The 18,643-nt window shown below is 71.0% G+C and carries 18 protein-coding genes; 15 read left to right on the top strand and 3 right to left on the bottom strand.

The genetic code is table 11. From position 1 onward, the window contains the following. Nucleotide 1: 1 nt before the first annotated feature. The 8 genes from ispG to ACFVKT_RS14365 all read left to right on the top strand — a co-directional run bounded on the left by ispG (nucleotide 2) and on the right by ACFVKT_RS14365 (nucleotide 8,754). Nucleotides 2–1,159, top strand: coding sequence for a flavodoxin-dependent (E)-4-hydroxy-3-methylbut-2-enyl-diphosphate synthase (gene ispG / locus ACFVKT_RS14400; RefSeq protein ID WP_385731188.1), 1,158 nt, complete (start codon nucleotides 2–4; stop codon nucleotides 1,157–1,159). Nucleotides 1,160–1,441: 282 nt separating this feature from the next. Further along, nucleotides 1,442–2,290, top strand: a complete 849-nt coding sequence (locus ACFVKT_RS14395) for a GNAT family N-acetyltransferase (protein WP_385731186.1) — start codon at nucleotides 1,442–1,444, stop codon at nucleotides 2,288–2,290. 85 nt (nucleotides 2,291–2,375) lie between these two features. Further along, nucleotides 2,376–2,945: a GNAT family N-acetyltransferase gene (locus ACFVKT_RS14390; protein WP_385732095.1), complete on the top strand. Its 570-nt coding sequence runs from the start codon at nucleotides 2,376–2,378 to the stop codon at nucleotides 2,943–2,945. Between the two features lie 80 nt (nucleotides 2,946–3,025). Further along, nucleotides 3,026–4,717, top strand: coding sequence for a proline--tRNA ligase (locus tag ACFVKT_RS14385; RefSeq protein WP_385731184.1), 1,692 nt, complete (start codon nucleotides 3,026–3,028; stop codon nucleotides 4,715–4,717). Nucleotides 4,718–4,936: 219 nt separating this feature from the next. Beyond that, nucleotides 4,937–6,667 carry an FAD:protein FMN transferase gene (locus ACFVKT_RS14380; protein WP_385731182.1) on the top strand — a complete coding sequence of 577 codons (1,731 nt, stop codon included), beginning with the start codon at nucleotides 4,937–4,939 and terminating at the stop codon, nucleotides 6,665–6,667. Further along, nucleotides 6,664–7,323 carry a ferric reductase-like transmembrane domain-containing protein gene (locus ACFVKT_RS14375; RefSeq protein WP_385731180.1) on the top strand — a complete coding sequence of 220 codons (660 nt, stop codon included), beginning with the start codon at nucleotides 6,664–6,666 and terminating at the stop codon, nucleotides 7,321–7,323. The genes ACFVKT_RS14380 and ACFVKT_RS14375 overlap by 4 nt, the downstream gene beginning before the upstream one ends. Then, nucleotides 7,320–8,537: an NADH-ubiquinone oxidoreductase-F iron-sulfur binding region domain-containing protein gene (locus ACFVKT_RS14370; RefSeq protein WP_385731178.1), complete on the top strand. Its 1,218-nt coding sequence runs from the start codon at nucleotides 7,320–7,322 to the stop codon at nucleotides 8,535–8,537. Before ACFVKT_RS14375 ends, ACFVKT_RS14370 begins: the two co-directional genes overlap by 4 nt. Before the next feature lies 1 nt (nucleotide 8,538). Further along, entirely contained in the window at nucleotides 8,539–8,754 is a 216-nt protein-coding gene (locus ACFVKT_RS14365; protein WP_385731176.1) for a ferredoxin, read from the top strand. Nucleotides 8,755–8,779: 25 nt separating this feature from the next. Here the strand turns inward: ACFVKT_RS14365 and ACFVKT_RS14360 are convergent, their stop codons facing one another. From ACFVKT_RS14360 to ACFVKT_RS14350, 3 genes are read right to left on the bottom strand one after another with little or no spacing between them, the layout of a single operon-like run. Next, nucleotides 8,780–9,712 (bottom strand): aminoglycoside phosphotransferase family protein, encoded by a 933-nt coding sequence (locus tag ACFVKT_RS14360; RefSeq protein WP_385731174.1) that lies wholly within the window; start codon nucleotides 9,710–9,712, stop codon nucleotides 8,780–8,782. A gap of 27 nt (nucleotides 9,713–9,739) precedes the next feature. Next, nucleotides 9,740–10,240, bottom strand: coding sequence for a ferritin-like domain-containing protein (locus tag ACFVKT_RS14355; protein ID WP_385731171.1), 501 nt, complete (start codon nucleotides 10,238–10,240; stop codon nucleotides 9,740–9,742). Next, entirely contained in the window at nucleotides 10,237–10,830 is a 594-nt protein-coding gene (locus tag ACFVKT_RS14350) for a hypothetical protein (protein WP_385731169.1), read from the bottom strand. Before ACFVKT_RS14350 ends, ACFVKT_RS14355 begins: the two co-directional genes overlap by 4 nt. Nucleotides 10,831–11,109: 279 nt before the next feature. On the opposite strand from ACFVKT_RS14350, the gene rimP reads away from it, so the two are divergent. From rimP to truB, 7 genes are all read left to right on the top strand, one after another. After that, nucleotides 11,110–11,682: a ribosome maturation factor RimP gene (gene rimP, locus ACFVKT_RS14345; RefSeq protein WP_385731167.1), complete on the top strand. Its 573-nt coding sequence runs from the start codon at nucleotides 11,110–11,112 to the stop codon at nucleotides 11,680–11,682. A 2-nt stretch (nucleotides 11,683–11,684) separates the two neighbouring features. Next, on the top strand, nucleotides 11,685–12,683 hold the full coding sequence (nusA, locus tag ACFVKT_RS14340; protein ID WP_365428567.1) for a transcription termination factor NusA: 999 nt from the start codon (nucleotides 11,685–11,687) through the stop codon (nucleotides 12,681–12,683). A gap of 114 nt (nucleotides 12,684–12,797) precedes the next feature. Further along, nucleotides 12,798–13,076: a YlxR family protein gene (locus tag ACFVKT_RS14335; RefSeq protein WP_385731165.1), complete on the top strand. Its 279-nt coding sequence runs from the start codon at nucleotides 12,798–12,800 to the stop codon at nucleotides 13,074–13,076. A gap of 147 nt (nucleotides 13,077–13,223) precedes the next feature. Continuing rightward, nucleotides 13,224–16,400 carry a translation initiation factor IF-2 gene (gene infB, locus ACFVKT_RS14330; RefSeq protein ID WP_385731163.1) on the top strand — a complete coding sequence of 1,059 codons (3,177 nt, stop codon included), beginning with the start codon at nucleotides 13,224–13,226 and terminating at the stop codon, nucleotides 16,398–16,400. 263 nt (nucleotides 16,401–16,663) lie between these two features. Further along, nucleotides 16,664–16,957, top strand: a complete 294-nt coding sequence (locus ACFVKT_RS14325; protein WP_384389723.1) for a DUF503 domain-containing protein — start codon at nucleotides 16,664–16,666, stop codon at nucleotides 16,955–16,957. Nucleotides 16,958–17,131: 174 nt separating this feature from the next. Then, complete coding sequence (gene rbfA / locus ACFVKT_RS14320) at nucleotides 17,132–17,620, top strand: 30S ribosome-binding factor RbfA (RefSeq protein ID WP_385731160.1); 489 nt, start codon at nucleotides 17,132–17,134, stop codon at nucleotides 17,618–17,620. After that, nucleotides 17,617–18,522, top strand: a complete 906-nt coding sequence (gene truB / locus ACFVKT_RS14315; RefSeq protein ID WP_385731158.1) for a tRNA pseudouridine(55) synthase TruB — start codon at nucleotides 17,617–17,619, stop codon at nucleotides 18,520–18,522. Before rbfA ends, truB begins: the two co-directional genes overlap by 4 nt. The last annotated feature ends 121 nt before the right edge of the window (nucleotides 18,523–18,643 follow it).

The raw sequence follows: 18,643 nt of genomic DNA, 5'->3' as shown, positions 1-18,643 counted from the left end.
GATGACTGCGATTTCTCTCGGCATGCCGTCCGTTCCGACCAAGCTCGCCGAGCGCCGCAAGACCCGGCAGATCATGGTCGGAACCGTGCCCGTGGGTGGAGACGCCCCGGTCTCCGTGCAGTCGATGACCACGACGCGTACGTCCGACATCGGCGCCACGCTTCAGCAGATCGCCGAGCTGACCGCGTCCGGCTGCCAGATCGTCCGGGTCGCCTGCCCCACCCAGGACGACGCCGACGCCCTCGCGGTGATCGCCAGGAAGTCCCAGATCCCCGTCATCGCGGACATCCACTTCCAGCCGAAGTACGTGTTCGCCGCGATCGACGCCGGCTGCGCGGCCGTGCGCGTGAACCCGGGCAACATCAAGCAGTTCGACGACCAGGTCAAGGAGATCGCGCGGGCCGCCAAGGACACCGGCACCCCGATCCGGATCGGCGTCAACGCGGGCTCGCTGGACAAGCGGCTCCTTCAGAAGTACGGAAAGGCGACGCCCGAGGCGCTCGTCGAGTCCGCCCTGTGGGAGGCGTCCCTCTTCGAGGAGCACGACTTCCGGGACATCAAGATCTCGGTCAAGCACAACGACCCCGTGGTCATGGTCAACGCCTACCGCCAGCTCTCGGCGGCCTGTGACTACCCCCTCCACCTCGGTGTCACGGAAGCCGGTCCGGCGTTCCAGGGCACGATCAAGTCGGCTGTGGCCTTCGGCGCGCTGCTCAGCGAGGGCATCGGCGACACGATCCGTGTCTCCCTGTCGGCTCCGCCCGTCGAGGAGATCAAGGTCGGCATGCAGATCCTGGAGTCGCTGAACCTCAAGCAGCGGCGCCTGGAGATCGTCTCCTGCCCGTCCTGCGGCCGCGCCCAGGTCGACGTCTACAAGCTGGCCGAGGAGGTCTCCGCCGGCCTCGACGGCATGGAGGTCCCGCTGCGCGTCGCCGTCATGGGCTGCGTCGTCAACGGCCCCGGCGAGGCCCGCGAGGCCGACCTCGGCGTCGCCTCCGGCAACGGCAAGGGCCAGATCTTCGTCAAGGGCGAGGTCATCAAGACCGTCCCCGAGTCGAAGATCGTCGAGACCCTCATCGAGGAAGCGCTGAAGATCGCCGAGCAGATGGAGGCGGACGGGGTCGCCTCGGGCGAGCCGTCGGTGTCGGTGGCGGGCTGATTTTCTTCGCCCCCTCCGCCCCTGCCCATTCCCGTCACTTGAGGGCTCCGCCCCAGACCCCCGCTCCTCAAACGCCGGAGGGTCTAACCCCTGGCCCGTCCGGCGTTTGAGGACGAGCGCGTTCAGCGCGATATGGGGGTCTGGGGGCGGAGCCCCCAGGAACAAGGGACGGGCAGGGGCGGAGGGGGCGAAAAACCCTCCCCACCCCAACGGGGCGGCGCGCCACAACCGTGGCAGGTACAGTGCGGAGATCAGCAGATCCGTATGGTGAGGCCCCCGCACGTGTTGACGCAGACCACCACAAGGGTCCTCGAACCGAGTGACCTGGACGCCGCGCTCGCCGTCCTCGACCGCGAGCCGGTCACGAACGCATTCGTCGCATCCAGGGTCCAGGTCGCCGGCCTCGACCCCTGGCGCCTGGGCGGCGAGATGTGGGGCTGGTACGAGGACGGCATGCTGCAGTCCCTCTGCTACGCCGGCGCCAACCTCGTGCCGATCTGCGCAACCCCCCGAGCCGTCCGCGGCTTCGCCGACCGCGCCCGCAGGGCCGGCCGCCGCTGCTCCTCGATCGTCGGCCCCGCCGAGGCCACCGCCCAGCTGTGGCGCCTGCTCGAACCGAACTGGGGCCCCGCCCGCGACGTCCGCCCGCACCAGCCGCTGATGGTCACCGACCGGCTCCCCACCGACATCGCCCCGGATCCGTACGTCCGCCGCATCCGCAAGGACGAGATGGAGACGATCATGCCGGCGTGCGTGGCGATGTTCACCGAGGAGGTCGGCGTCTCGCCGCTCGCCGGTGACGGCGGCCTGCTCTACCAGGCCCGGGTGGCCGAACTCGTCGGCTCCGGCCGCTCGTTCGCCCGCCTCGACCGGAACGGCAAGGTCGTCTTCAAGGCCGAGATCGGCGCCGCCACGACAAGGGCCTGCCAGATCCAGGGCGTCTGGGTCGCCCCCGAGTACCGAGGACAGGGCCTCGCGGCCCCGGGCATGGCAGCGGTCCTGCGCTACGCCCTCGCGGACGTCGCCCCGGCCGTCAGCCTCTACGTCAACGACTTCAACACGGCGGCGCGGCGCACCTACCAGAGGGTGGGCTTCAGGGAAGTCGGCGCGTTCATGAGCGTCCTGTTCTAGCCCGGCGTATCTCCCGACCGTCCGGTTCCGGCCGCGCCACCGCTGGCAGTTCTGAGCTCCGGACGTGACCTGTAGTCTCCCCGGCATGCTGCGCTTCCCCGGTCAGGGCACCCACACCCCCGACGACGTGGTCATCGGCCCGCTGGATCTCGCCGCGCGCGTCGACGAGGCGCTCGCCGTGCAGGCCCTCGCCTTCGGACTCGGCGCCGACGAGATCGCCGTACGCCGCCAGATCGTGCTGCGGCACGTGAGCTATCCGGGAGCCCGCGCACTCGGCGCGACCACCGCCGACGGACGGCTCGTCGGCTTCGTCTACGGCATGCCGAACGACCGTACGCACTGGTGGTCCACCGTCGTCGAGCCGTATCTGCGCGGCCAGGGCCACGACAACTGGCTCGACGACTCCTTCGTGATCACCGAACTCCATGTGCACCCGCACTTCCAGAACCGGGGAGTGGGCCGCGCACTGATCACCACCATCACGGACACCGCCGCCGAACCCCGCTCGATCCTCTCCGCCATCGACACGGACAGCCCGGCCCGCGGCCTGTACCACTCGCTGGGGTACGAGGATCTGGCCAGGCAGGTTCTGTTCCCCAGCGCGCCGAAGCCGTACGCCGTGATGGGCGCCCCGCTGCCACTGCGGCGCCGCTGACGGGGAAACGGATTTCCGGGGACGGCGGGCCCCCGGCTAACCTCCTTGGCATCACCCTTGAGCAGCAGGAGTCAACAATCATGGCCCAGGTCCAGCGCATGTCCCGTTTGATGGTCAAGACACTGCGTGACGACCCGGCGGACGCCGAGACGCTCAGCCACAAGCTGCTCGTCCGCGCCGGCTATGTGCGCCGTACCTCCGCGGGCATCTGGTCCTGGCTGCCGCTGGGCAAGAAGGTCCTCGACAACGTCTCCCGGGTCGTCCGCGAGGAGATGGACGCCATCGGCGCGCAGGAGGTCCTCCTCCCCGCGCTGCTGCCCAAGGAGCCGTACGAGGCCTCCGGCCGCTGGCAGGAGTACGGCGACCTGCTCTTCCGTCTCAAGGACCGCAAGGGCGCCGAGTACCTGCTCGGCCCCACCCACGAGGAGATCTTCACCCTCCTGGTGAAGGACCAGGCGTCCTCGTACAAGGACCTGCCGGTCATGCTCTACCAGATCCAGACGAAGTACCGGGACGAGGCCCGCCCGCGCTCCGGCGTGCTGCGCGGCCGCGAGTTCCAGATGAAGGACTCGTACTCCTTCGACACCACGGACGAGGGACTCGCGGAGTCGTACGCCCTCCACCGCGCCGCCTACCAGAAGATCTTCGAGCGCCTGGGCCTGGACTACCGCATCGTGTCGGCCGTCTCCGGCGCCATGGGCGGCTCGGCGTCCGAGGAGTTCCTCGCACCCGCCGCGGCCGGCGAGGACACCTTCGCGGACTGCCCCGCCTGCGACTACGCCGCCAACACCGAGGCGGTCACCTTCGCGCTGACGCCCGTGGCCGGCGAACACGGCCCGGTCGAGGAGCTGGACACCCCCGACACCCCGACCATCGAGACCCTGGCCGACCTTCTCGGCGTCCCCGCCTCCGCCACCCTCAAGAACCTCCTGGTCAAGGTCGACGGCGAGATCGTCGCCGTGGGCGTCCCCGGCAACCGCGAGGTCGACCTCGGCAAGCTCGGCGAGCACCTCGCGCCCGCCGTCGTGGAACTGGTGACGGCCGAGGACTTCGAGGGCCGCGAGGATCTCGTACGGGGCTATGTGGGCCCGCAGGGTCTGGAGAAGGTCCGCTACATCGCCGACCCGCGCGTCGCCCCCGGCACCGCCTGGATCACCGGCGCGAACAAGGTCAACACCCACGCGAAGAACGTCGTCGCCGGCCGTGACTTCGAGGTCGACGACTACTTCGACGTCGTCGTGGTCGAGGAGGGCGACCCCTGCCCGTCCTGCGGCACCGGCCTCAAGCTCGACCGTGCCATCGAGATCGGCCACATCTTCCAGCTCGGCCGCAAGTACGCCGACACCTTCCAGCTCGACGTCCTCGGCCAGCAGGGCAAGCCGGTCCGCGTGACCATGGGCTCGTACGGCATCGGCGTCTCCCGCGCGGTCGCGGCCCTGGCCGAGCAGTCGGCGGACGACCAGGGGCTGTGCTGGCCCAAGGAGATCGCTCCGGCCGACGTGCACGTCGTGGCCGCGGGCAAGGCGCTCCAGACCGAGCTGGCCCTTGACGTGTCCGAGAAGCTCGGCGCCGCGGGTGTCCGTGTCCTGGTGGACGACCGCGCCGGCGTCTCGCCGGGCGTGAAGTTCACCGACGCCGAGCTGATCGGCGTCCCGCAGATCCTGGTCGCCGGGCGGCGCTCGGCCGAGGGCGTCGTGGAACTCAAGGACCGCCGCACCGGCGAGCGCGAGGAGCTCACGGTGGACGAGGCGATCGCCCGCCTGACGGCGTAACGCGCGACTCCCGTGCGTAACGCGCGACTTCCGTGCGTAACGCGCGACTTCCGTGACTGCTCTTCGATTGCCTGAAGTCTGAGATCTGAGATTAAAGACGTCTCTCAGAGACTTCTTCTCGACCCTATGGCAGCTGCACAGGCTTCTATGAGGCTGCTCCCCGAACGTATGACGTGACAGCGCGTCATTCGGAGGGGAGCAGCCAATGACAGGCAGCGAGTGGGGGGCCGCCGCGGCGGTCCGCAGAGGGACACGGCGTACGGCGGCGGTGGCAGCGGCCGTGACACTGGCGGCGGCGGCCGGGATGTTCGCCCTGATCGGCACCATGCACGCGGACGCGGATACGGCGGCGAGCGCCACCTCGGACTCTTCGTCGAGTTCGACGGGTTCGACGGGTTCGCCCTCGGATTCATCGTCATCCTCATCTTCTTCGTCTTCCTCGTCCGACTCGACGCTCCAGGCGCCGACCGACAACCCCACGCCCCCGGGCGGCGGCTGGGCCGACTCCTCCTCGGGGGCGTCATGACCGCCGCCGCCGACTGGCGCGCCCTCGGCACGAGCGTCCGCCTGGTCACCACCGACCCGGCCCTGCTGGACTCCTGCAACCTGCTGCTCGCCCGGTATCTCGCCGAGGTCGACGTGACATGCAGCCGCTTCCGCGAGGACTCGGAACTGGCCGCACTCGACGGCACCAAGGGCCGGCCGGTCAAGGTCAGCCCGCTCCTCGCGGAGGCGCTGGCCGTCGCGTTGCGCGCCGCGGAGGCGACTGACGGAGCAGTCGACCCGACGGTCGGCTCGGCCATGAACGCCCTCGGCTACGACCGCGACTTCCGACTGCTCCAGAAGAACGGCCGCCCGGTGCGGCTCACCGTGCGCCCGGTCCCCGGCCGGCGCCTCGTGACCCTGGACCGCGCGACCAACACGGTCACCGTCCCGGCCGGGATCCGCCTCGACCTGGGCGCCACCGCCAAGGCCTGGGCCGCCGACAGGGCGGCGACGATGCTGGCCGAGGCGGCGGGCTGCGGAGTCCTGGTGAGCCTCGGCGGCGACACGGCCGTCGCGGGCGAACCACCGCACGGCGGGTGGCGCATCCGCGTCCAGGACGCCACCGGTGCCGTGGACGAGATCCCGGCGCACGGCTCGTACGCCACGATCGGCATCCGCAGCGGCGGCCTCGCCACCTCCGGCACCACCGTCCGCCGCTGGCGCCGAGGTAGCCACCACCTCCACCACATCCTCGATCCCCCCCCCTGGCGCACCGTCTCCGTAGCGGCAGCGACCTGCGCCGACGCCAACGCCGCGAGCACCGCGGCCCTGGTGAAGGGCGCGGGAGCAGAGCGCTGGCTGACCCACCTGGGCCTCCCGGCAAGGCTGGTGGCAAACGACGGCACGGTCGTCACGACCCCCGGCTGGCCGACGCCGCCTTCCGATCCGGGGCGAGCACTTTCATCCCGTCCGGCGTCGCGAGAGGACGCCCCCACTTCTCGACCGAGGCCGCCATCTCCACCCCGCCCGTCGTCGTTCGAGGACGTGGCGGAGCCGTCCGCGTCTCCCACCCGCCCGTTGGGGCTGCGCCCGGTTTCAGCCCGTCCGGTGTCGTTCGAGGGCGAGGCGGTGGCATCCGCGTCTCCCACCCGCCCGTTGGGGCTGCGCCCCGTTTCAGCCCGTCCGGTGTCGTTCGAGGACAAGGCGGTGCCGGCCGCATCCCCCACCCATCCGTTGGGGCTACGCCCGGTTTCAGCCCCTCCGGGTGTTTCGACCACCAGGCGGCGCCATCCCGATCCCCCACCCACCCGCGGGGCGGCATTTTCAGCCCGTCCGGCGTTTGAGGACGAGCGCGTTCAGCGCGATGCGGGGGTCTGGGGGCGGAGCCCCCAGGGACAGGGGACGGGTAGGGGCGGAGGGGGCGAAAACCCCTGGACCCCAGCCACAACCGAGGCCGCCGCATGACCGACTCCGCGATCCTCTGGTACGCCAACCGAGCCACAGGCGCGATCTGCCTGGTCCTGTTCACGGTCGTGGTCCTGCTCGGCATAGCCGTACGGCTACGGACCCGCCTCCCCGGCCTCCCCCGCTTCGGCACCGTAGCCCTCCACCGCGCCCTCTCCCTCTCCGCCCTCGCCTTCCTGGCCCTGCACATCACAGCCGCCGTCGCGGACACGTACGTCAACATCACCGTCCTCGACGTCCTCGTCCCCTTCGCCTCCGACTACCAGCCCCTCTGGCTGGGCCTGGGCACGGTGGCCCTGGACCTGATGATCGCCGTCCTGGTGACCAGCCTGCTGCGGGCAAGGATCGGCCTCCGCACCTGGCGCGCCGTCCACTGGCTGGCGTACGCCTCCTGGCCGATCGCCCTGATCCACGGCATCGGCATCGGCACGGACACCGGATCCACCTGGATGCTGTGGCTGACGCTCTCCTGCGTGGCCGCCGCACTCACGGCCTTCGGCATCCGCGTCGCCCACGCGGCCCGCGAGTCGAGCCGCACCCCGTCGGCCCTCCTCCACACAGCCGAACTCCACACAGCCGAACTCCATACGGCCGAACTCCATACGGCCGAACTCCGCGCAGCCGAACTCCGCACGAGGGCGGGAGCCAGCTCATGACCATGACCTTCACGGACATCTACATGTCACCCCGTCTGCTCGCCCCCGGCGGCACCCCGGCCGGCCACATCACCCACCAGCAGCGCTACGGCCCGGTGGCGTACGGCAACCCGGCACATCTGCTGCGCACGCTCGCCGATTCCGGGCTCACCGGCCGTGGCGGCGCCGCGTTTCCCACGTACCGCAAAGTGGCCGCCGTCGCCGAGGCGGGCCGCCGCGCGGGCCGCGCCCCGGTCGTCGTGGCGAACGGCGCCGAGGGCGAACCCGCCAGCCACAAGGACAAGACGCTGCTGCGGCTGTCGCCCCATCTCGTCCTGGACGGGATCCAGTTGGCGGCCGAGGCGATCGGCGCGGGGGAGGCGTACCTCGCTGTCGAGGATGGCGCGACTCCCCTGGAGAGGGCACTCGCCGAGCGCCACGACCCGCTGCCCGTGCGCGTCGTACGCGTCCCGAAGCGCTTCCTCTCCGGCCAGTCGTCTGCCCTCGCCCAGTACCTCTCCGGAATGGCCGGTCTGCCCCGCGACCAGCGCCCCCCGGTCCGTGAGCGGGGCGTGCACAAGGCACCGACGCTCGTCCAGAACGTCGAGACGCTCGCGCACCTCGCCCTGGTCGCCCGCTACGGCGCCGACTGGTTCCGCTCGGCGGGCACGCCGGCCGAGCCGGGCAGCGCCCTGTGCACGGTGTACGCGCCGGGCCGGGAGGTACGAGTCGTGGAGGCGCCGTTCGGGATGCCGCTGCACCGCCTGCTGCCGCTGGACGGCGTCGGCGCGGTGCTGACCGGGGGCTACCACGGCACCTGGCTCACGGCCGCCGAGGCCGCGACCCGCACGCTGAGCGCCGCCAAACTCGGAGCGGGCGTCCTCATCGCGCTGCCCGCCGACCGCTGCGGCCTCGCCGACACGGCCCACGTACTGCGCTACCTCGCCCTGGAATCGGCGGGTCAGTGCGGGCCCTGCCTCAACGGCCTGCCCCGGATCGCCGCCGCGTTCCAGACCCTGGCCACACCCGGCCCGCAGGGCACGAGCCGTCAGGACATCGCCCGCTGGGCCGGACTCGTCGACGGCCGCGGCGCCTGCCACCACCCCGACGGCACGGTCCGGCTGGTCCGCAGCGCGTTCACCACCTTCGCCGCCGAACTCGACGCCCACGCCAGGGGCCGCTGCACCGCGACCGACCACCGCCCCCTGCTGCGCGTCCCCGAGAACCGGAGCTGACATGGAAGCCGACACGGAACTCGCCGTCGACTGGACCGCCTGCATGGGCCACGGCTTCTGCGCGGAGCTGCTCCCTGAGCACATCACGCTCGACGAGTGGGGCTACCCCTTGTTCCCGCTGGGCCCGCTCCCTCGAAGGGCCCTGAAACGCGCCAGAAGAGCCGAGGCCGACTGCCCGGTCCTGGCCCTCAAACTCACCCCGGCGCAAGGCAGTTGACAGCGCAGGCGCAGGCGCGAGTGGGTCAGAGCCAGCCCGCGAACTCCAGCAGCAGCTCCGCGTCCTGCGGACGTCCGACCCGCCGCGCCCGTACCCCCGACTCGACCGCGCGGAACAGGGTCCAGCCCCGCAGCCGCTCCTGGTCCACGTCCAGTGACTCGGCGAGCCGCTTCACCCGTCGACGGGTGGTCGAGGACCCCGAAGGTGTCGCGATCAGGTCCTCCACCCGGTCGCGGACCAGCCGGGCCAGATCGAAGGCGCACTCGCCGACCACCGGATCGGGACCCACGGCCAGCCACGGCATGCGCTCACCGGCGAGCACCTTACTCTGCCGGAAGGTGCCGTGCAGCAACCGTTCCTCGGGCGGCCCCGCGAGAAGCTCCTCGCGGGCCGCGAGCGCCGCGTCCACCAGGGCCACGACCTCCGCGTCTCCACCTGTCGACGCCCGCATCGCCTCGGCCTGCCGCCCGGTCCGCTCGGCGACGGTTTCGAAGACCTGCCCGGCGGGCGGCTCGACCCACAGCCGCCGCAGCGTCCCGGCCGCCTCAAGGAGGGCCTTCGGCTCGGGCAGCGAACGTACGGACAGGTCGGGACGCAACCGTTCCAGCAGGAGAACGCCCGGCGTGTCACCGGATTCGAGGAGCTGCACCGCGCCCCGGCCGTCCCAATGGGCGAGCGCGGCCCGCTCGCTCTCCGGACGGGCCCGCTCGGGCGCCAGCTTCAGCACGGCCGGCGTACCGTCCGCCTGCCGGACCAGGACCACCAGACTGCTGCGCCCGCCGGGCGCCTGCACCCGCTCCACGGTCAACTTGCGTAGATCAACTGCCTGTTGAGCCAGCACCGGCAGCTTGTCCAGCCAGTCGCCGGCCCCACCGGTCGTCCCCTCGGCGCCGTCGGCTCCGTTGCGCTGCGTCTCGGCGAGTGCTCGTACGAGACGCTGCGGCGGTTCGAAAGCCATGCGCGAGTGGTTCCCTTCCAGGTGGCGTTACGTCGGTGAGGGTGCCGACGTCGACGGGGTGGCCGCCCGCTCGGCGAGCCCAGGGAAGGGTACGCTCTCGCCGCTCCACCGCACCGCCCGTACCGCGGCCTCGCGCAGGGCCTCGGCGGCCGTGCGCCGCCGGTCGCCCGTGGAGGCCCGTACGAGATCGGAGTACACCCCGGCCACCCGTTCCTCCAGCTCGGCCGCGAGCCGCACGGCCGCGCCGGAGTCCTTCACCTGGAACGGCAGCGCGTACGCCGCCGCGGATGCCTCGGGCGTGCCGCCCAGGTCCCGCACGGCCCGCGCCAGCTCGTCGCGCCGCGCCCGGTGGGCGTCGTACCCCGCCCTGGCCTCCGTCCTGCGTGCCTCGTCGATCTTGCCGCCGACCACGCCGTACCCGTAGACGGCGGCATGCTCGGCGCCCAGCGCGGCCTGCAGGGCCTTCACCTCGGCCGCCTTGGCTTCCCTGGCCTTCTCGGTGTCCTTGGTGTCCTCGGTGCCGCTCATTTCGTCCCCTCCGTCAGCAGATACGCGTGCGCCGCCCCGGCCGCCGCGACCGAGGCCAGCAGTCGGGCCAGCTCTCCCGGGACGTCCAGCAGGGCCTTCGTACGCTGGTCGGCCAGGGTGCGCTCGGCCGCCGCGAGGTCGGCGAGGGCGCCCTTTTCGTCGACGGGTGCGGCGGGGGAGGTGGGGGAGGCGCTGGGGGACACCGAGCCGGATGGTGATGCGGTCGGCGACGCGGATGGTGATGCGGTCGGCGACGTGGATGGTGATGCGGCCGGTGATGCCGATGCCGACGCGGGGTTCCCGGTGTCGAACGCCGCCGCATGCCGTACGACCTCCGCCCGCAGCGGGCGCAGGCGCTCCGCGAGGGACGGGTGGGCGGTGATCACCGTCGCGTACCGCTCCGCGAGCGCCTGGCTGTCGACGGCCGCACGCGCGCGTGCCAGGTCGGCGGCCGAGGGGCTCCCGCCGGTGCTGTCGGTGGACGACTCGGGGGCGGAACAGCCCGCGAGCGCGAAGACGCCCGCGGCCGACGCGAGCAGGGTCCTTCTGCGCGGGCCCGAGGGGGTGCGCGACGGCGGGGTGAACGGCACGGGAGACGTCCTCGACAGGCTCGTACGAAAGGGAGGGCTGCACGCCCGTGATCACGGTACCCGCGCCGTGGTCGATCGCTCGCCAGCGGCTCTCCCCGGCCACGGGGTTCGGCCGGTTTGTTTCGCTCCCGCCGCCCCCCGCCCATTCCTGTCACCTGGGGAGTGCCGCCCCGTCCGGCCACGACACGATGGACGGCAACACCCCCGGCGACCGGATACCCTTTGACCTGACACGCGAGACCTACCCACAACAGCACACGCGGCCGAGGAGTCACCCGGATGAGCACGACCCAGAGCGAGAGGCTGCGAGAACTGCTGGAACCGCTCGTCAGCTCTCAGGGACTCGATCTCGAAGAGGTCGAGATCGATTCGGTGGGGCGCAAGCGTGTGCTGCGTGTCGTGGTCGACTCGGGCACGGGTGCCGACCTGGACCAGATCGCCGATGTGAGCCGCGCGCTCTCGGCGAAGCTCGACGAGACGGACGCGATGGGCCAGGGCGAGTACACCCTGGAGGTCGGAACCCCCGGTGCCGAGCGCGAGCTCAAGGAGCACCGTCACTACGTACGCGCCACGGACCGCCTGGTGAAGTTCCAGCTGACCGAAGCCTCCGGGGCCGGCGAGCTGATCGCCCGGATCCTGAAGGTGGACGACATGGGAGTCGACGTCGAGGTGCCCGGCGTGAAGGGGCGCAAGCCCACCGCCAGGAGGCTCGCCTTCGAGGACATCGCCAAGGCGCGCGTCCAGGTCGAGTTCAACCGCAAGAGCAAGACCGACGGACAAGACGAACAGCAGGACGAGCAGGACGTGCGAGAAGAGCACGACACGCACGAAGAGAACGCAGAGGAGGCGTAGCCGTGGACATCGACATGAGTGCCCTGCGGGGTTTGGTGCGGGAGAAGGAGATCTCCTTCGACCTGCTGGTCGAGGCGATCGAGTCGGCCCTCCTCATCGCCTACCACCGCACCGAGGGAAGCCGCCGGCACGCCCGCGTGAAGCTCGACCGGGAGACCGGCCATGTGACCGTGTGGGCGAAGGAGGACCCCGAGGACCTGGAGGAGGGGCAGGAGGCGCGCGAGTTCGACGACACCCCGTCCGGCTTCGGCCGTATCGCCGCGACCACCGCCAAGCAGGTCATCCTGCAGCGTCTGCGGGACGCGGAGGACGACGCGACGCTCGGCGAGTACGCGGGCCGCGAGGGCGACATCGTCACCGGTGTCGTGCAGCAGGGCCGCGACCCCAAGAACGTCCTCGTCGACATCGGCAAGCTGGAGGCCATCCTGCCCGTGCAGGAGCAGGTCCCCGGCGAGACCTACACGCACGGCCTGCGCCTGCGCAGTTACGTCGTCCGGGTCGCCAAGGGTGTCCGCGGTCCGTCCGTGACGCTCTCCCGCACGCACCCCAACCTGGTGAAGAAGCTGTTCGCCCTGGAGGTGCCGGAGATCGCCGACGGGTCCGTCGAGATCGCCGCCATCGCGCGCGAGGCTGGCCACCGTACGAAGATCGCCGTCCGCTCCACCCGCTCCGGGCTCAACCCCAAGGGCGCCTGTATCGGCCCCATGGGCAGCCGGGTGCGGAACGTGATGGCCGAGCTGAACGGCGAGAAGATCGACATCGTCGACTGGGCGGACGACCCGGCCGAGATGGTGGCGAACGCGCTGTCCCCGGCCCGCGTCTCCAAGGTCGAGGTGGTCGACCTCGCGGCCCGGTCCGCGCGGGTGACCGTCCCCGACTACCAGCTCTCGCTGGCGATCGGCAAGGAAGGGCAGAACGCCCGGCTCGCGGCCCGTCTCACCGGCTGGCGGATCGACATCCGCCCGGACACCGAACAGCCTGCCGAGCAGCGCGGGGAATAGACCCGGGAATAGGCCGGGGAATAGATCCAAGCCGCAGGTGGCTGAGATCACGACAACAACCGTTCGATTCTTGCCCCAAAGGGGTGAGGTCGGTGCGGGGAGGTAGACTTAAGAGTGTCTGGCCGGACGCGAGCCCGCGCATGCCCTGAGCGCACCTGTGTGGGGTGCCGGGAGCGAGCGGCCAAGAAGGATCTGCTGCGCATCGTGGCGGTCGAGGGTGAATGTGTCCCCGATCATCGCGGTACGCTGCCCGGCCGGGGTGCGTATGTACACCCCGCCCTGGTCTGTTTCGACCTGGCGGTCCGCCGCCGGGCGTTCCCACGGGCGCTGCGCGTCCCGGGACCGCTCGACAGCAAGGCGTTGCGCCACTACGTCGAGCAGGTAACACCGTAAGACGTGTCGCACGGAACCCCCGTGCGGCCCTGGTACCCCGCGAGTTGGAAGTAGGTCGAGATTGCGATGAGCACTCGATGAGCACGCGATGAGTACGCCCATGAAGTAGCGACGGTCCGGACGCAACCCGGACCTAAAAGGAGCGAAGTGGCTAAGGTCCGGGTATACGAACTCGCCAAGGAGTTCGGGGTTGAGAGCAAGGTCGTCATGGCCAAGCTCCAGGAACTCGGTGAGTTCGTCCGTTCAGCGTCCTCGACGATCGAGGCGCCCGTAGTACGCAAACTGACAGATGCCCTCCAGCAGGGCAATGGCGGCGGCAAGCCGGCGCCGCGCAAGGCAGCGCCCGCCAAGCCGGGTGCGCCTTCTCCCGCGCAGGCCGCCCGTCCGGCAGCCCCGCGCCCGCCGGCTCCCAAGCCGGCCGTGGCCGAGAAGCCCGCGGAGGCCGCTCCGGTCACCCCGGCTGTTCCGTCCACTGCGGCCTCGGGCCCGCGTCCGGGTCCCAAGCCCGCGCCGAAGCCCGTCGTGGCCGCTCCGGCTCCGGTCGCCGCCGAGTTCACGGCGCCTCCGTCGGCTCCCGCGGCTCCGGCCGCCGGCGCCGCTCGTCCGGCTGCCCGTCCCGGCGCTCCCAAGCCCGCCGGTGCCCGTCCGGCCGGTCCCGGCCAGGGTGGCCAGCCTCGCGGCGACCGTCCCGAGCGGACGGACCGTCCCGAGCGTGGCGACCGCCCCGACCGTCAGGGCGCCCCGCGTCCGGGTGGCCAGGGCGCGCGTCCCGGTGCTCGTCCGGCCGGTCCCCGTCCGGGCAACAACCCGTTCACCTCTGGTGGCTCCACCGGTATGGCGCGCCCCCAGGCGCCTCGTCCCGGCGGTGCCCCGCGACCGGGCGGCGCAGGTGCCCCCGGCGCTCCGCGTCCGCAGGGCGCGGGTCAGGACCGCGGTGACCGTGGTCCCCGTCCGCAGGGCGGTCCCGGTGGCGCTCCGCGTCCGCAGGGCGGTCCGGGCGGTGCCCGTCCGACCCCGGGCGGCATGCCTCGTCCGCAGGGTGGCGCTCCGCGTCCCGGCGGTGGCCCCGGTGGTAACCGTCCGAACCCGGGCATGATGCCGCAGCGTCCCGCTGCCAGCAGCCCGCGTCCCGGCGGTGGCCCCGGCGGCGGCCGCGGTCCCGGCGGCGGTGCCGGTCGACCCGGCGGTGCCGGTGGCGGCCGTCCCGGTGGCGGCGGCGGTTTCGCCGGTCGTCCGGCCGGTCCCGGTGGCGGTGGCGGCGGTTTCGCCGGTCGTCCGGGTGGTCCCGGTGGCGGCGGTGGCGGTGGCTTCGCCGGTCGTCCGGGTGGTCCCGGTGGCGGTGGCGGCGGTCGTCCCGGCTTCGGTGGTCGTCCGGGTGGTCCCGGTGGCCGTGGTGGCACACAGGGCGCCTTCGGTCGTCCCGGTGGTCCCGCGCGTCGCGGTCGCAAGTCGAAGCGGCAGAGGCGCCAGGAGTACGAGGCCATGCAGGCCCCGTCGGTCGGCGGCGTCATGCTGCCTCGCGGCAACGGACAGTCCGTCCGCCTGTCGCGCGGTGCCTCGCTCACCGACTTCGCCGAGAAGATCGGCGCCAACCCGGCGTCGCTCGTCGGCGTGATGATGAACCTCGGCGAGATGGTCACTGCCACGCAGTCCGTCTCCGACGAGACGCTGAAGCTCCTCGCGGACGAGATGAACTTCGTCCTCGAGATCGTCAGCCCCGAGGAGGAGGACCGCGAGCTGCTCGAGTCCTTCGACATCGAGTTCGGCGAGGACGAGGGTGGCGAGGAGTTCCTCGTCGCGCGTCCGCCGGTCGTGACCGTCATGGGTCACGTCGACCACGGTAAGACCCGACTCCTCGACACCATCCGCAAGACGAACGTCGTCGCGGGCGAGGCCGGCGGTATCACGCAGCACATCGGCGCGTACCAGGTCGCCACCGAGGTCAACGGTGAAGAGCGCAGGATCACCTTCATCGACACCCCGGGCCACGAGGCGTTCACCGCCATGCGTGCCCGTGGTGCCAAGTCGACCGACATCGCGATCCTCGTGGTGGCGGCCAACGACGGTGTGATGCCCCAGACGATCGAGGCGTTGAACCACGCCAAGGCGGCCGACGTGCCGATCGTGGTCGCGGTCAACAAGATCGACGTCGAGGGTGCCGACCCGACCAAGGTGCGCGGTCAGCTCACCGAGTTCGGTCTGGTGGCCGAGGAGTACGGCGGCGACACGATGTTCGTCGACATCTCCGCCAAGCAGGGCCTCAACATCGAGGCTCTCCTGGAGGCCGTGGTCCTCACCGCGGACGCCTCGCTCGACCTGCGGGCCAACCCGGAGCAGGACGCGCAGGGTATTGCGATCGAGTCCCACCTGGACAAGGGCCGCGGCGCCGTCGCGACCGTCCTGGTCCAGCGAGGCACCCTGCGGGTCGGCGACACCATGGTGGTCGGCGACGCGTACGGCCGTGTCCGCGCGATGCTCGACGACAAGGGCGACAACGTGGAAGAGGCGGGTCCCTCGACCCCGGTCCTCGTCCTCGGTCTCACCAACGTCCCGGGCGCCGGCGACAACTTCCTGGTTGTCGACGAGGACCGTACGGCGCGTCAGATCGCCGAGAAGCGCGCGGCGCGTGAGCGCAACGCCAACTTCGCCCGCCGGGGTGTCCGGTTCTCCCTGGAGAACCTGGACGAGGCCCTCAAGGCCGGTCTGGTGCAGGAACTCAACCTCATCATCAAGGGCGACGCGTCCGGTTCGGTGGAGGCTCTCGAGTCCTCGCTGCTCCAGCTCGACGTCGGCGAAGAGGTCGAGATCCGTGTCCTGCACCGCGGTGTGGGTGCGGTCACCGAGTCGGACATCAACCTGGCGACCGGCTCCGACGCAATCGTCATCGGCTTCAACGTCCGCGCTGCGGGCCGCGCGGCTCAGATGGCGGAGCGCGAGGGTGTCGACGTCCGGTACTACTCGGTGATCTACCAGGCCATCGAGGAGATCGAGGCGGCCCTCAAGGGCATGCTCAAGCCGGAGTACGAGGAGGTCGAGCTCGGCACGGCGGAGATCCGCGAGGTCTTCAAGTCGTCCAAGCTGGGCAACATCGCCGGTGTCCTGGTCCGTTCGGGAGAGGTCAAGCGCAACACCAAGGCGCGCCTCATCCGCGACGGCAAGGTCATCGCCGAGAGCCTCAACATCTCCGGACTGCGTCGCTTCAAGGACGACGTCACCGAGATCCGCGAAGGCTTCGAGGGTGGTATCAACCTCGGCAACTTCAACGACATCAAGGTCGACGACGTCATCGCGACGTACGAGATGCGCGAGAAGCCGCGCTCGTAAAGTGAAGGTCTGAGCTGGTCGGGGTGACACAGTCACCCCGACCAGCTCAGCGTCTTTTAGGGGCGCGGGGAACTGCGCGACAAGCCCCCACCGGCAGTCAGCCGAACAACAACCAGGGGGCCTGGGGCGCGGCCCCAGAAGGAATGGGCGGCGGGGGCGAAAACCCCGTCGAGCGAGCCGGAGGTTCGTTGTACGGTTCTGATGTCCCTGCCAAGCGCATTGGCAGGCCATCTATCCCGTACCGGCGGGACATCCGGTTACACATGTACGTGGGGACGCTGTCCTTCGATCTGCTCCTCGGCGACGTCCACTCGCTCAAGGAGAAACGCTCTCTCGTCCGGCCGATCGTCGCCGAACTCCAACGGAAGTACGCGGTGAGCGCGGCGGAGACGGGAAACCAGGACCTGCACCGCAGGGCCGAGATCGGTCTCGCGGTGGTCTCCGGCGACACCGAGCACCTCACCGACGTACTGGACCGGTGTGAACGGCTCGTCGCGGCACGACCGGAGGTGGAACTGCTGTCGGTACGGCGCAGACTCCACACGGACGACGACTGACGACAGCGGCCGACGTCCGACGGACGACGACCGGCAACAGCAGCCGACGTCCGACGCAACGGACGACGACCGGCAACAGCGGCCGCGTCCGACGAAACGGGCGACGACTGACAACAGTGGCCGGCGTCCGACGAAGACTGACGGAACAAGCAAGGCGAAGAAGGAGACGGACCAGTGGCCGACAACGCGCGGGCTAAGAGGCTGGCGGACCTCATCCGAGAGGTGGTGGCCAAGAAGCTGCAGCGCGGGATCAAGGACCCGCGGCTCGGCACCCACGTCACCATCACGGACACCCGGGTCACGGGTGATCTGCGGGAGGCGACCGTCTTCTACACGGTGTACGGGAACGACCAGGTGCGGGCGGAGGCCGCCGCGGGCCTGGAGAGCGCCAAGGGCGTGCTGCGTTCCGCGGTCGGTGCGGCGGCGGGCGTGAAGTTCACGCCGACGCTGACCTTCGTCGCGGACGCCCTGCCGGACACCGCCAAGACCATCGAGGACCTCCTCGACAAGGCGCGGGCCTCGGACGAGAAGGTGCGTGAGGTCTCCTCCGGCGCGAAGTACGCCGGTGACGCGGACCCGTACAAGAAGCCGGACGCCGACGAAGAGCCTGACTCCGTCGAAGAGCCGGATGACGCCGACGAGACGGACGACGCGACCGGATGACCGAGAAGCACCGGACGCCCGACGGACTTGTCATTGTCGACAAGCCGTCGGGCTTCACTTCGCACGACGTGGTCGCCAAGATGCGCGGGATCGCGAAGACCCGCCGCGTCGGCCACGCCGGCACCCTCGACCCCATGGCGACGGGCGTGCTCGTCCTCGGCGTCGAGAGGGCCACCAAGCTCCTGGGGCACCTCGCGCTCACCGAGAAGGAGTACCTGGGCACGATCCGGCTCGGGCAGAACACCCTGACGGACGACGCCGAGGGTGACATCACCTCGTCCACCGACGCGTCCGGCATCAAGCGGGACGCCGTCGACGCCGGCATCGCCAAGCTGACCGGCGACATCATGCAGGTGCCGTCCAAGGTCAGCGCCATCAAGATCAACGGCGTGCGCTCGTACAAGCGGGCGCGCGACGGCGAGGACTTCGAGATCCCGGCCAGGCCGGTGCGGATCTCGTCGTTCGCGGTGTACGACGTGCGCGACGCGGTCGCCGAGGACGGTACGCCGGTGCTCGACCTGGTGGTGTCGGTCGTCTGCTCGTCCGGGACGTACATCCGGGCCCTCGCCCGTGACCTGGGCGCGGACCTGGGCGTCGGCGGTCATCTGACCGCGCTCCGCCGCACCCGTGTCGGCCCGTACAAGCTCGACTCCGCGCGCACCCTCGACCAGCTCCAGCAGGAGCTGACCGTGATGCCGGTCGCGGACGCCGCCACGGCCGCGTTCCCGCGCTGGAACGTGGACGAGGGGCGGGCGAAGCTGCTTCTCAACGGCGTACGGCTGGAGATGCCCGAGGAGTACGCGGGGCGCGGCGCCGTCGCGGTCTTCGACCCTGCGGGGCGGTTCCTGGCACTGGTCGAGGACCAGAAGGGCAAGGCGAAGAGCCTGGCGGTGTTCGGCTGACGCCGACAGCGCGCCGTGCAGCTGTGCGGAACCCGCCCGTGGAGCGGCGGTCACGGGGTCTCGTGCCCGCCGCTCCACGGTCCCCCCTCGGTTCCCCCATCCAAGGGTGTATCCATCCGCC

The sequence above is a fragment of the Streptomyces sp. NPDC127595 genome (genome assembly GCF_042671685.1).
In the GTDB taxonomy this organism is placed as follows: Bacteria; Actinomycetota; Actinomycetes; order Streptomycetales; family Streptomycetaceae; genus Streptomyces.
This window is presented reverse-complemented; position numbering and strand designations above follow the sequence as displayed.

Excerpts from the sequence above, each read along its gene's own strand:
- ispG (WP_385731188.1), top strand. The coding sequence starts at position 2 with ATGACTGCGATTTCTCTCGGCATGCCGTCCGTTCCGACCAAGCTCGCC.
- ACFVKT_RS14390 (WP_385732095.1), top strand. The coding sequence starts at position 2,376 with ATGCTGCGCTTCCCCGGTCAGGGCACCCACACCCCCGACGACGTGGTC.
- ACFVKT_RS14385 (WP_385731184.1), top strand. The coding sequence starts at position 3,026 with ATGGCCCAGGTCCAGCGCATGTCCCGTTTGATGGTCAAGACACTGCGT.
- ACFVKT_RS14375 (WP_385731180.1), top strand. The coding sequence starts at position 6,664 with ATGACCGACTCCGCGATCCTCTGGTACGCCAACCGAGCCACAGGCGCG.
- ACFVKT_RS14370 (WP_385731178.1), top strand. The coding sequence starts at position 7,320 with ATGACCATGACCTTCACGGACATCTACATGTCACCCCGTCTGCTCGCC.
- ACFVKT_RS14365 (WP_385731176.1), top strand. The coding sequence starts at position 8,539 with ATGGAAGCCGACACGGAACTCGCCGTCGACTGGACCGCCTGCATGGGC.
- ACFVKT_RS14360 (WP_385731174.1), bottom strand. The coding sequence starts at position 9,712 with ATGGCTTTCGAACCGCCGCAGCGTCTCGTACGAGCACTCGCCGAGACG.
- ACFVKT_RS14355 (WP_385731171.1), bottom strand. The coding sequence starts at position 10,240 with ATGAGCGGCACCGAGGACACCAAGGACACCGAGAAGGCCAGGGAAGCC.
- rimP (WP_385731167.1), top strand. The coding sequence starts at position 11,110 with ATGAGCACGACCCAGAGCGAGAGGCTGCGAGAACTGCTGGAACCGCTC.
- ACFVKT_RS14325 (WP_384389723.1), top strand. The coding sequence starts at position 16,664 with ATGTACGTGGGGACGCTGTCCTTCGATCTGCTCCTCGGCGACGTCCAC.
- truB (WP_385731158.1), top strand. The coding sequence starts at position 17,617 with ATGACCGAGAAGCACCGGACGCCCGACGGACTTGTCATTGTCGACAAG.